This window comes from Paenibacillus lacisoli, from assembly GCF_030580655.1.
GTDB classification, from domain to species: Bacteria; Bacillota; Bacilli; order Paenibacillales; family Paenibacillaceae; genus Paenibacillus; species Paenibacillus lacisoli.
The window spans coordinates 141,879-155,245 of record NZ_JAUQTB010000008.1 but is presented as its reverse complement, the minus strand read 5'-3'; the positions used below and the strand labels follow the sequence as shown (position 1 = coordinate 155,245).

At 51.5% G+C, this 13,367-nt stretch carries 10 protein-coding genes; 1 reads left to right on the top strand and 9 read right to left on the bottom strand.

The features are described from left to right. Nucleotides 1-169: 169 nt before the first annotated feature. The 9 genes from Q5741_RS14690 to Q5741_RS14650 form a co-directional block, all read right to left on the bottom strand. Complete coding sequence (locus Q5741_RS14690) at nucleotides 170-1,723, bottom strand: glycoside hydrolase family 30 protein (RefSeq protein ID WP_305024851.1); 1,554 nt, start codon at nucleotides 1,721-1,723, stop codon at nucleotides 170-172. A gap of 137 nt (nucleotides 1,724-1,860) precedes the next feature. Then, a complete protein-coding gene (locus Q5741_RS14685) occupies nucleotides 1,861-4,554 on the bottom strand; it encodes a beta-glucosidase (protein ID WP_305024850.1) in 2,694 nt (897 codons plus the stop codon). A gap of 834 nt (nucleotides 4,555-5,388) precedes the next feature. Further along, nucleotides 5,389-6,381 carry a Gfo/Idh/MocA family protein gene (locus Q5741_RS14680; protein WP_305024849.1) on the bottom strand — a complete coding sequence of 331 codons (993 nt, stop codon included), beginning with the start codon at nucleotides 6,379-6,381 and terminating at the stop codon, nucleotides 5,389-5,391. A 145-nt stretch (nucleotides 6,382-6,526) separates the two neighbouring features. Next, the gene (locus tag Q5741_RS14675; RefSeq protein ID WP_305024875.1) at nucleotides 6,527-7,357 is read right to left on the bottom strand and encodes a MetQ/NlpA family ABC transporter substrate-binding protein; all 831 of its coding nucleotides are present in this window, start codon (nucleotides 7,355-7,357) and stop codon (nucleotides 6,527-6,529) included. A 144-nt stretch (nucleotides 7,358-7,501) separates the two neighbouring features. After that, entirely contained in the window at nucleotides 7,502-8,179 is a 678-nt protein-coding gene (locus Q5741_RS14670; protein ID WP_305024848.1) for a methionine ABC transporter permease, read from the bottom strand. Next, a complete protein-coding gene (locus Q5741_RS14665; protein ID WP_305024846.1) occupies nucleotides 8,172-8,867 on the bottom strand; it encodes a methionine ABC transporter ATP-binding protein in 696 nt (231 codons plus the stop codon). Before Q5741_RS14665 ends, Q5741_RS14670 begins: the two co-directional genes overlap by 8 nt. A gap of 288 nt (nucleotides 8,868-9,155) precedes the next feature. After that, nucleotides 9,156-10,646 carry an alpha-N-arabinofuranosidase gene (locus Q5741_RS14660; protein ID WP_305024845.1) on the bottom strand — a complete coding sequence of 497 codons (1,491 nt, stop codon included), beginning with the start codon at nucleotides 10,644-10,646 and terminating at the stop codon, nucleotides 9,156-9,158. Between the two features lie 275 nt (nucleotides 10,647-10,921). After that, entirely contained in the window at nucleotides 10,922-11,728 is an 807-nt protein-coding gene (locus Q5741_RS14655; RefSeq protein WP_305024844.1) for a nucleotidyltransferase domain-containing protein, read from the bottom strand. 21 nt (nucleotides 11,729-11,749) lie between these two features. Next, a complete protein-coding gene (locus tag Q5741_RS14650) occupies nucleotides 11,750-12,307 on the bottom strand; it encodes a DUF1273 domain-containing protein (protein ID WP_305024874.1) in 558 nt (185 codons plus the stop codon). Nucleotides 12,308-12,649: 342 nt separating this feature from the next. On the opposite strand from Q5741_RS14650, the gene Q5741_RS14645 reads away from it, so the two are divergent. Next, on the top strand, nucleotides 12,650-13,360 hold the full coding sequence (locus Q5741_RS14645; protein ID WP_305024843.1) for a hypothetical protein: 711 nt from the start codon (nucleotides 12,650-12,652) through the stop codon (nucleotides 13,358-13,360). Nucleotides 13,361-13,367: the final 7 nt, after the last annotated feature.

Below are 13,367 nucleotides of genomic sequence, written 5' to 3'. Positions count from 1 at the left end.
CCGATAATCGTCTCTTTTTTGTTCTGATCCTGGTTAAGTTTGTAATATAGTTACTCTAGTATAGATCATTTTTAATATCAGCGTAATAGAGTTATCTATTTTAATTTCAAGAATTTTTGGAATGAGTGATCCGATGCCAAGGCAGTAAAGGAGTGTTTTCACTAACACATTATGGCCAAGTCAAGGTAACGACAGAGCGGGCGGGAAGCCTGTAATTAAACCTGTCTCTCTCCGAATGCACGGTTAAATGCCGCTCGCTTGCTGCACGGTTGAGGACAATCAGCACCTTCTCTCCATCCGGGTTCACAAAAGCAGCCGTCTTCAGTCCATTCACATCTGAAGTAGACTGTACTCGGGCCGCCCCCGCTTGTATGAATTTGCTGGCATGACCCAGCACGTAATACTCCACATTCCGCGTGATTTTACCCGTGTCCGGATCAATAGTAAGCACACCGCGGCAGTTCGTACAGCCCCCGTTAACGGGCCCGCTGTCGGGATCCAATGCCAAATTCCACAGCTGGACACTCTGGGCCCAATTCCGTGTACCGTCAATGATCAGGTTGGACATCTGCCAGATCAGATTATCGCCGAAATCCGGGCTCCATCCGCCGCCGCTGCATTCGGTCAGGTGAATGCTGTGATCGGGATAGGCCTCATGGACCTTGGACATGACCTGCGGATTACCGGCATAACAATGATAAGCAGTCCCCGCGACCTGATCCGCCGTCTCCCTGCTGCTCAGCACCTGGTTGACATAAGCCGGTCCCTTGTCCCAATTATGATCATAAGCAAGAATTCGGACAGTAAGTCCGCTGCTCTTCAGTGCAGGACCCAGGTAATCACGGATGAACATGGCCTGCTCCTGTGCGCCCATGCTCATGCTGGGGTAATCCGGTGTGGTGAATTCCGGCTCGTTCTGCAGCGTAATGGCATCTACCGGAACTCCCTGCTCCTCATAAGCTTGAATATACCGTACAAAATAGCGCGCGTACGCTTCATAGACCCTCGAATCCTCATAATTAAGATACCAGCCGTTGTAGATCTGCTCTCCGAACTTCATCCATGGCGGTGCAGTCCAGGGTGTACCCGTCACGCGGAGCCCCGGATGAAGAAGGATGGCATCACGCAGCAGCGTAATGACATCGTGATCCCTTTCCACCGAGAAATGCTGCAGATCGTAATCGGTTCCTGAATCAACATCATCATACGTGTAGCTCGCCGGATTACCTCTGTCATCTACAGAGTAATCGGATGCTCCGATGCTGTGCCGGAGATGGCTTAGATTGATTCCTGCCGGGGTGAACAGCTCCTTCAGGAGAGCAGACCGCTGCGGGCCGGACAGCTTGTGATTGATCAGGTAAGCACTTGACCCGGTTGCCGCAGCGCCGAAGCCTTCCATCGTCTGGTAGCGGACCTCCGGGTTTACACGGATCAGCGTTGTCTGTCCCGTTGCAGCGGAAGACAGCTGTTCGCCCGCAGTAATCGGGGGCTGCTCCGCCAGCAGACTTTTCTGATCACCTGTCGTTAACCAGGCATTCACCTTCACAGGTTCCCGGGCAGGCGTCTCTTGCTTCGACTCCGGCTGTTCCCCTGCCTTTTCCGGTTTCACCCGATCCGGACTTCCCTGGAGCCGCAGATATGCCGCTCCTGCCAGCAGCACGAGGACCAGAATGATTAATCCAGCCCAGCCCTTTTTTTTATCATTACGCTGCTGTTGGCTCATCCTATCTCACTTCCTTTCTCTGGTCGGTCACTTCAGCACTGTGCGCCATACCAGATCAAATACAGAAAGAAGCCGGATAGTTATCCGGCTCCTTCTTCAATAATATGATCCCGTCACAATTACATCATTTCAGCTGCTTAAGGAAGAGTTACAGAACCTTGCAGCTTCACATCACGGGAAGAGCTGCCTACATATACAGCCACTTTACCGGATGGTGTCACCCACTTGTCCTGCTTCTCGTCCCAATAAGAGAAAGCCTTAGGGTCGAGCTGGATGCTTACACGCTGCTGCTTGCCCGGTTTCAACTCAACCTTGGCAAAACCAGCGAGGTTCTTCGAAGCGGATTCTACGCCAGGCAGCTTGCCCGCATATACCTGCACGACTTCGGAGCCGGTGACTTTACCTGTATTACGAAGGTTCAGATCCACCTGTACGTTAGGCTCGCCATTTGCCTTTTTGTTATTGCCTTTGCCATGGCTGCCGTTGTTGTTCTTGGCCTGTACCTTCAGATTACGGTAATCAAAGGTCGTGTACGACAATCCGTAGCCGAATGGGTATTCCACTTCCAGACCCGCTTTATCATATCCTTTATAACCTACATAAATATCATCATTGTACTTGGATACCCCGTCTTTACCTGGGAACTGGGCTTCGTCCGTTACCGGCGTTGTGTTCTCGTCGACCGGGAATGTTACCGGCAGCTTACCGGACGGGTTCACGTCGCCGAACAGAACACGTGCAATCGCATTGCCCTGCTCCTGGCCTGCAAACCAGGCCTGAACGATGCCTTTTACATCCTTGTCCCATGTATTCATCTGAACCGGACGTCCGCTCATGTTCACGACGATCGTGTGCGGATTTACTTCTGCAACTTTACGGATCAATGTATCCTGATTGTTGGGCAGATCCAATGTACTTGTATCCGTGTTCCCTTCACTGTCATAAGTGCGAGTGACTACGACAGCTACATCCGATTTTTTAGCCAGGTCAATCGCTTTTTGCATGTTGGCATCAACCGCATGGTCAGGAGCTTCCCAGCCAAAACGGACCTGCATGCCATAACCATTGCGTTCCTGCTGCGGAGAGTCCGTACGGTATTCGATCTTCACCGTATGCTTCTCGCCGGCTTTCAGGTTCACCTGCGCTTTAGTTGTGCTCATCGAAGTACCTTGGTTATCGATCAGCAGCTTGTCGTCCAGGTAGAGCTTACCAGAGCCGAGGCTTGTCAGTGTTAGTGTGTAGTCTCCTGTAGATGGAGCACTGATGGCACCGGTCCAGCGAGCCGACATTTTGCCGTTGAACGTGGTTGGTGTCGACTGGACTTTCGGTGAAGATGCATTGAAACCCTCGTAATTATAGAAACCATAGTTTGTGTCTACCTGCTTGTCTGTACGCTCCAGAGAAGGAGTTCCTTCCAGGCTGGTATTCGTCCAGTACTCGGCATGAAGACCGTTCTCATCGCTGTCGGCAGACGTAGTCAGCAGATCAGAAGGAACCGCTGAGGGTCCTGGCAGAATGTCACCCGCCTGAATCGGATCTGTACCCGCTTCATATTGAACCGTGACGTTCTTGCCAGCACGCTTCTTGATGCCTTCAAGCGGGCTTACTGTATACGTCGGGTTAACCAGCGAGCTGCCGCCGCCTGCTGCGGAAGAATTATCCGCGTCCGGCCCGATGACAGCAATAGACTTCAGGGAACCGGCTTTCAGTGGCAGTTGAGCGTTATCGTTCTTCAGCAGCACCATGCCTTCTTCTGCCAGTTCACGGGCCGTTTCGCCATGCTCGGCAGCTGGAATCTGCTTGTTCTGGGCGGGCTTGTCAAACAAGCCCTTCGCGAACATCTGGTCCAGCATACGAGATACCATATCATTGAGACGTTCCTCGCTGACCTTACCATCTTGAACTGCTGTCAGCAGGTTTTTTCCCCATTTGCCAAAAGGTTCCCCCGGCGTCTCCAGGTCAAGGCCTGCATTCGCGGATTCCACCGTACTCATGTTCGCGCCGTAGTCACTCATTACGAAACCTTTGAAGCCCATCTGCTTCTTCAGGATATCGTTCATCATCGCCGCACTCTGGCATGCAGGAATTCCATCTACCTGATTAAAGGAGCACATGGCTGCGCCGATATCGGCTTCGTTGACCGCGGCATCAAACGGACGCAGATAAATTTCCTGCAGCGCACGCTCGGATGCCTGGGCATCAATCGTAAAGCGCTGGGTCTCCTGATTGTTCAGGATAAAGTGCTTGGCTGTCGCGATAACCGGGCTTTTCTGAATGCCCTTTATGTAATCAACGGCCATCTTGGACTGCAGGAGCGGATCCTCGCCAAGAGACTCAAAGTTGCGCTCGCCCCAAGGGAAGCGGGCAATGTCCATACCAGGACCAAGAACGACGTTATGTGTTGTATTCCATGCCTCATTCCCGATCAGACCGCCGTACTCGCTTGCTGCCTTGGTATCCCATGTCGCAGCCAAGGCGATCGGTGCAGGCAGTGCGGTTGATTTTTTATCCTGGACATCCGGGTTGGCAATCCGGACTCCCGCAGGACCATCAGCCATTTGCAGGGCGGGAATACCCAGGCGGTCGTTGCCGTTGTTGTAGAAACCATAATAGTTATTGACTTTGCCTGTAACAAAATCAATTTTCTCATCCAGCGTCATCTCTTTAAGAAGCAGCTCAGTACGCTGATCCGCGGACAGGGATTTGTTCATCCATGGACGGTCGCTGCTGCTGTCTGCCGCCATCACATTCAGCGGCGCAGTAATCATGGCGAGCATCACTGCAGTTGCGCTCACATGGAACGCGATTCGTTTCGGTAACTTGAATTTCACGAAGCAATTCTCCTCCTCATCGTTGGTCGGGCTAAAGCCTTGCACCCGAATTGGGGCTCAGTGACATGTCCGCCAGGCGGGTATTCCGGATTCCAAGATGCCGGTCCTGCTGCTGCGGAATACCGCTGCGGTTCATGTCCGGCTACAACCGTAACGTACTTTCATGAAATTTACATCCACCACAAATTGGTATCCATCCCGGTTAGAGCACCCCGAAAAAGTAGGACCATCTTCAGCTAAAATTCAGGTAACGGTAACATTTCAGACATTTAAAAATGAAAAAAATGTAACTTTTAGAGTGTGAAAATAACCTGAAAAATAATCAAGATGACCTAATCCCGATCTTCCAATATTAGGACCCCGTGGTAGGATCAGCGAAAGATGTTCTTTCTAACAGGCAGGAGGAAGAGAATAATGCTGCTGGATCCTGTGATTTTCCTAAATCGGTTTCGAAAAAAAATAAGTAGTATTAAAGCGACTTTGACTTGATTGAATAGCAGGATATAAGTGATCTCTCTCCAGGAAATATACTTCCATTATTTATGTACAGAAAGGCAGAAGGTCATTTCCTGATTCTGCATTCATCTGACGTCCCGAAACAAGGAATTCAAATTTGAAACAGGGCCTAAGTCCCGTCATCACTAATTTAAAACTGAAATTTCCGAGAGTTTGCCGCATACGGCTATCTGATCACCAATAAATCCTACAAGCTGATTTCGACTTCTTTAAATACCTAATTTGTTCCGAAAACGTTTTAAGAGGCGCCCGTCAGAAACGACAAGCACCTCTTATTCAGGTAATAGTGATTAATATTGCGATTTCAGACACTCCCGTTTACTTCTCGGAAGGGTACTTCAGCCCCCATTGTCCGCGAATGGTGTCCAGCAGCTTCATAATCCCCAGCGATTCCTCCAGCGTGATCACCGGACTCTCTGTCAATCCCTCTCTCAGATATTCACCTACGGCTTCCGCTTCGAATGCATATCCCTCAGCTTGGCGGTCGTCTACAAAACGCTCCGGCTCCTCGCCCTGCACATGCAGTGTCGCTTCAGGTCCGAACAGGAAACCCGGAATCTGTATGTATCCCTCAGTCCCGTAGATGATTGCCTCGTTGGTCATGTTCAATCGCACACCCCCGTTCAGGGATGCCGTCTTGCCGTCACCATAATCGAGCAGTACCGAAAAATGCTCATCGACACCGGTCTCCCCAATATACGCTGTACTCCAGACTTGACGCGGATGAGGGCCGAAGATCATGGAAGCAAAGGAAACCGGATAAATACCAGCATCCAGCAGCGCCCCTCCGCCAAGCTTCGGATCCAGCAGACGATGCTCCGGCTCCCAGCCGATCCGAAAACCGAAGTCTGCCTTGACCATCTTCACTTCGCCGATACGGCCGCTCTCCATCCATTCCCGGACTTTGCGGATCGGCGGCAGGAAACGCGTCCACATGGCTTCCATCAGGAACAGCTTATGCTCTCTTGCATACGCTGTAATTTCCTCAAGTTCACCGCTGTTGACGGTAAAAGGCTTCTCACACAGGACAGCTTTGCCTGCACGCAGGGCGGTCATGACGTTAACCTTATGGTAAGGATGCGGCGTACCTATATAGACAGCATCTACTTCCGGATCGCTTACAAGCTCTTCGTAGCTCCCGTATGCCTTGGGAATACCATTCTTCTCCGCAAATTTGGCAGCGCTTTCGATTGTACGTGACCCTACCGCATAACATTCACCATTGCTGGTGTAGGCCAGATCGGCCGCGAACTTCTGGGCGATTCCACCGGTACTGATGATGCCCCACTTAATTTTCTTCTGCTCTCCCATTCCATTGCCTCCTCATGATTTAAGACGATTGGGCTTACGCAGTCATTCTATCAAACCGCCGGGACCATGGCAAAATAAAAAAAGCCCAGCCGCTCAGCATGATGCTGAACGGAGGGCATGTTCTGTTACTTATTAGAATGCTGGATTAGAATGTCGGAATTGCGATATCCGCATAATTATCCTCGAAAAATTTCTTCACTTCCGGACCGGTCATCGCTTTGGCCAGCTTCTGGATGGCATCCGATTGAGCATTGTCTTCACGGGCAACCAGAGTGATGGCAAAATGATTATCATCCTTCTCCGTGATCAGTGCGTCCTTCTTCGGTGTCAGTCCAAGCGGCTTTGCATAGGCTGGTGTCATGGCGACCAGATCCACGTCATCAATGGAACGGGCCAGCATCAGCAGGTCGACTTCCTTGAATTTGAATTTCTTAGGATTGTCAGTGATGTCCTGCTGGGTCGCATTGTAGCCGGCGCCTTCCTTCAGCTTGATCATCCCGTTCTGCTCCAGCATGACCAGGGAACGTCCAATATTTGAAGGGTCGTTCGCAATGGCGATCGTTGCGCCTTCCGACAGCTCATCAATACTCTTGAACTTCTTGGAGTATGCACCATAAATCGCGTTGTAGATCGGCTGTACGGCAACAAGCTTCGAGCCGTTCGCTTCATTATATTGCTCCATATACGGCACGTGCTGGAAGAAGTTCGCATCGACTTCCTTATTAGCCAGTGCATTGTTGGGCTGCACATTATCCGACAGGACCTGGATGTCCAGGTTCACGCCCTCTTTCTTCAGGATCGGCTTCACAATATCAAGCACATCCGTCATCGGCGGAATGAGTGTGGCTACCTTCAAGGTCACTTCCTTACCGTCGTTACCCGCATTCTGATTGCTGTTTGATGCATCCTCTTTGCCGCCGCAGCCTGCAAGAATGACCAGCATAGCAGCGAGCAGCAGCATAGTACCGCGCCGCATCAAACGATGGGTTGTCCATCCGGACAAGCCTGTTTTATTCATGAGTATATCCTCCATCTGGTTGTTCAAATTTACAGCATCCTTAGTTATACCATTTCACCCAAGGTGAAGCAAGCGTGATGAGGGCAAAAAAGCCCCGGGCTTTTAGCGCTTATCGCTCCAGCGGGCAACCGTGCTGCCCGTGAACTGGATGCCCTGTACCAGAATCAGCATAATGACGATAGTAAACATCATCAGCCCGGTCTCGAACCGCTGATATCCGTAACGAATGGCAAAGTCTCCGACCCCGCCGCCCCCGACAATTCCCATGACCGTGGAAAAGGAAATAAAGCTGATCGTTGAGGTCGTCAACCCCCGAATCAGTCCTGAGCGCGCTTCAACATACAAAAATTTAAAAATCAGCTGCAGAAGAGATGCACCCATGGAATCAGCAGCCTCGGTCACGCCTTTAGGCACTTCCAGCAGTGACTGCTCTACCAGGCGTGCATAATAAGCAATCGCAACAACAGACAGAGGTACCGTTGCAGCCATCGTCCCGAGTGAAGTCCCTACCACCATGCGGGTAAAAGGAATCATGAAAACGACCAGCAGGAGAAACGGAAAGGAACGGATGATATTGACCAAAAGGTCGAGAACCGTAAACAGCGTCCGGTACTCGTATTTCTGCCCTTTGCGGCAGAGGTAAAGCAGCGTGCCCAGCGGCAGACCCAGCACAACAGCAGCGAGAATGGATACACCGACCATGACAAACGTTTCCCCGATCGACTGCCAGATTTCCGACTGGTACTGCACAATCATGTCCCAGGTACTCTGCTCATTCATTGGGCTTCACCTCCACTGGCTGTGTCGATATGAGTCTTCCGTTCTCCATCACTGAGACCCGGGTGCAAATGCGGTTCACCACATCCATATCATGGGTAACGATCACAATGGTAACGCCCAGTGAGCGGTTCACATGACGCAGCACCTCCAGAATCTCTCCCGTGGTCTGCGGATCCAGCGCGGATGTCGGCTCATCACACAGCAGAACAGACGGGCGGCTTGCCAACGCGCGGGCAATAGCTACCCGCTGTTTCTGTCCGCCGCTGAGTCGGGCGGGGTACTGATCCGCTTTATCCAGCAGGCCGACAAATTTCAATACCTCCAGCACACGCTCATTCCGTTCGGTTCGGGCCGCCTTTGCCAATTCCAGCGGAATCGCAACATTACCGCTGACCGTACGGTTATATACCAGGTTATAGTGCTGGAAGATCATCCCGATCGAGCGCCTTGCCTCACGCAGCGCTCTACCCCGCAGCCGGTTTAATTCCCTTCCATCCACCTCAACAGACCCTTGATCAGGCTTCTCCAGCACATTCATGATCCGCAGCAGCGTCGATTTACCCGCACCGCTCATTCCGATAATACCGTGGATTTCTCCCTTCTGAATGTCAAGGGTGACGTCCTGAACCGCCTGAAAAGACCCGCCGGATGAATGGTATTGCTTGCTGACTCCATGCAGCTTGATCATACCCTGTGCCTCCTATATGTACTAAAGCATAAGCTCCAGTTTCCTGATTACCTAAAACATGTCAAAAAGCCGTCTAAACACCAGCCCTTAGGCTGTGCATTCACACGGTTACTAATATACCATATGGTGATCAATGAAGACGAGTACGGGTTGACGACTGCAGAAATCAAGGCTTTTCGATCCCCGCCTGATCTGATTCAGGAAAAGTAAATGCAGCTCATCTCCCTCAATCAAGTATAAGTGATGAATAAAAAAAGCCCCCGCTCTCGCGGAAGCTTAGGGTATACATCAAGCCGTCTTTACCTTCAATACAACCACTGACAGCGGCGGCAGTTCAACCTGCAGCAGATCATCTCCAGCTGCACGGAATCCGGTAAATGCCCGCGGCTGCACCAGGTCCGGCTGATCAAACGTGTTATGTGCCTGCATATGATCACTTGTCAGCACACGTCCGGAGATCTCGCCCAGCTGGGACAAACCCTCCAGCTTCAGCTCCAGTTCCGCCCCGCTCGCCGGATCGATATTGGAAAGACTGATATACACGTCCCCGTTCGTCTGGCGGGATGCCGACAGGGTAACCTGCGGCAGAATTTCGCCGTTCAGCCCGTAAGCACCTGCTTCTGCATAAGCCGTCAGGACTTCAGCATCCTGATGCACCTTGAACATCTCGAAGACGTGATAGGTCGGCGTCAGCAGCATGCTGTCCCCTTCGGTTAGAATCATCGCCTGCAGCACGTTGACCATCTGGGCAATGTTAGCCATCTGCACCCGTTGGTGATGCTTGTGGAAGATATGCAGATGCAGCGCAGCAACCAGCGCGTCCCGCATCGTATTCTGCTGATACAGGAAACCAGGATTCGTACCCGGCTCGCTCTTGAACCAGGTTCCCCATTCATCAACGATCAGGCCAACCCGCTTGTCCGGATCGTACTGATCCATAATGGCCGAGTGACGGGTAATGAGTTCGTCCATATGCAGTGATTTACGCATCGTCTCAAACCATTCAGCTTCATCAAAGCCGAGTGCCGGACGTTTATTCTCCCAGCTTCCTGCGATGGTGTAATTGTGCAGACTCAGGCCATCCATCAGCCGTCCGGCATCACGGATCAGCACCTCGGTCCAGTTGTAATCATCCACATTCGCGCCACCGGCGATCTTGTAAATTTGATTATCGCCGTAATTGCGGACATAAGTCTGGAACACCCGGTATTGATCGGCATAGAAGTCCGCACGCATATTACCGCCGCAGCCCCAGTTCTCATTACCTACACCAAAATATTTCAGCTTCCACGGCTGTTCACGCCCGTTGCTCCGGCGCCAGTCCGCCATGGGAGACTCGCCGTCAAACGTCATGTATTCCACCCATTCGGACATCTCCTGCACAGAGCCGCTGCCTACATTACCGCAGATATAAGGCTCGGTCTCCAGCAGTTCGCACAGCTGCATGAATTCATGGGTGCCAAAATGGTTGTTCTCAACCACCCCGCCCCAATGCGTGTTAACCATCCGTTTGCGCTGTTCCTTCGGGCCGATTCCGTCTTTCCAGTGATATTCATCGGCAAAGCAGCCGCCGGGCCAGCGAAGCACCGGAATACTCAGCTTCCGCAGCGCTTCCAGCACATCATTACGGATCCCGCCGCTGTTCGGTATAGATGAATCTTCACCTACCCACATTCCCTCATAAATACAGCGGCCCAGATGCTCGGCGAATTGACCGTAAATGTTTTTGTTAATTTTCCCCTGCTTACCTTTTCCCTGAATGACCAATGAGTGCTTCAACAGAACTTCCTCCTTGTCAGGTGCAGCTGGATGGATATGTCCGGTAGCTGCCTGGTTTGATGACGCTTACAACAGATGGTGAAGTCATCTTAGATGATTAGCTTAATGTCTCTAAATTCATTAATATATAGACGAATTTAATAATATATTCATTTGTTAATATAGGCCATGTTCAAATCTCTGTCAATGCTATATCAATTATGTCCAGTAAAAAAAGACCCCCGCCTGCAGCGAAGGTCTATCTGTATCTTTTTCATTCCTATTAACACCCCTATTCAGGTGCCCCATACTCCCCAAACCTCCAGCAGTGCTGACCGAAACAGCTCGCCCAGCCGGTCATCCAGCCTCTCCCGGGAACGCTGCAGCCCTGCAGCCGTCCTATCAAAATGATCCATCTGCTCCTCCATATACCGGTTCAGCAGCGGAAGACGGGCACCCCGGCTCAGCTCTTCTCCGGCTTTCTTGCGCTCCACCAGGTTCCTGACTTGAAGGGTAATCTCCTGCCCGGGAGGGAGCAGTTCATCGATCAGCTGATCGAACTGCAGCGGGGGCATACTGCTGAACTTCTCAATCCAGGCGCACGCGAGCAGCGGCCGCAGCACATATAGATATTTCTTGACCCGCACCTCATCCCGCTGCAGGTAATCCCGGTAGTTGCCTTTGGCCATATTAAGATAATGGTATATGCATGACTGCGGCGAGAAGGACAACGATGACAAGCTGCGGATGGCTCCAGCGACAGAGTATTGCTCCAGGTACTTCATCGGGGACTCCAGCCATTCCAGCAGGGGCGGATTGCTCTTGCGGAAGAGACGAAGCGCCTTTCGCAGGTCCCACCCGTTCAGATCCAGCCGGTCACTGATCGGCCGCTCTATGACATCCTTGCCTTCTTCCAGCTGCAAGTACCACTCCACCGGACGGATATAGATAAAACGCACATCATAATCACTTTCCGGTGAAGCGAACCCCCAGGCCCGGCTGCCCGACTCACAGGCATACAGGATGCGGACCTGCTCCTGCTGTTCAATCCTTTCCAGCTCCTGGTGAATCAGCTGCAGCATTTGCGTTTCACTTCTGCTCATGACGTTCACTCCTTATCCCGTTTACTCATACTGCTCACGAAACTGCTCGTCCGCCAGACTTTGAATATCCTCCGAGCTTATCGTCAGCACCGCATAGCCGCTCTCCTCCCGCTTGCGCATCGCCTGCTCCTTGATAAAACGGGGGCTTCCCTCTCCAGCGTCTTCATCATAAACCAGCAGGATTCCGTCGCTCTTGCGCAGCAGCAGCTCATCCCTGGCCTTGAACTGCCATGGACCGGCGTACGGCTGCCGGCTGACTGGCGCATAATAATCGATCCCCTTCAGAATTTCATGAAAATAGTCCTTCTTGTCGTCCTTCCAGTTCTCCTCTATATTCTGAAAGGCTGTAATTATCGAGCATTTGAGCTGGGGGTACTGTTCCTTCAGCATGATCGCCACCTCGCATGCCCAAAGGTCCACACCGTACTGACCGGGAGTAATCACCCACTCCAGTCCTTCCTCAATCAGCGGGATCAGCCTTCCGGCGATCGCCTGCTTGATATAGGGAATCCCTTCATGCTTCTGATTAAAAATATTCAGCTCATGTGCCCGGTATCCGGTCACCAGCAGGGTTTTCATCACGTATTCACTCCAATGGCATACAGTCTTCCTTTTCTCTTTCCTTCATTCAACGCACTCACGTCATTTGCGCCTCTCCGCCCCGTTATGCCGGACGGCAGCACACTCTGCCCAAAGGATAACAGGGCTGACGTTGAAATGCCACCTTCCCGGACAGCGATTGAACAGCAGACTTCTCCCTACCCAACCTGAAACCACGGTAATGAAAGCACCAGAGCTGCACATCCCTTGAGGGGCGGCAGCTCTTTTTGATCCAGACATGGATTCAAAATACTGACAATAAATACAAGGTCATGATATACTTCTGGAAAATATTCCTGATATTGTCGGAGGATCGCATGCATGTGGATCAAAGTGTGGAGTTTTACCCTCTTGAACCTGAAAATCCAGATCAGTGAGAAGATTGCTGTCGTCTGGTCTCTCCTCTTCCCTGTCGTATTTGCGTTCATGTATAAGAACAGCAACGGCCAGCTGGACGATGAGGGCAAGATGTACTACATGGCATTTTTCTGGTCGTTCATTATCGTCGTGACCTTCATACAGAATGTGGGTCTGTATCTGGCAAGGCTGCGGGAAATGGGCCAGCTTAAAACCTATGTGCTGATTGCGGGGACCAAGACACCGTTCATCCTCTCTGCGCTGCTGACGCAGATCATCTTCTGTTATCTCAGCATGTCCATCTTTAATCTTGTGCTGGGAGTCTATATGGATATTTTGTCAGTCAAGCTTTTTCTCTACTCCGCTCTCATGATGCTGTGCAGCCTGCCTTTTGGTGCAGCCACTCTGATTCTGACTACGCTCCCGGCCAAGGTAAGCAGTACGGCCGCGATCATAAATATTGCCTTTATTCCGCTGTCATGGCTTGCCAATCATTCCGGAAGCCTGCCCGAGCTGCTCAAGATTTTGAATCCATTCTACTTTGTCATTCAGTTCTACCTGCTGCTGGCATACGGAGATTTCGGCTTTGAAGCGGGGGGCATGCTGGCCTTGTATGCTCTGGCTGCCCTGTATTCCATTCGCACGATGAGCCTGTCCTCACCGGTGCAGCGGTAGTTGTGTA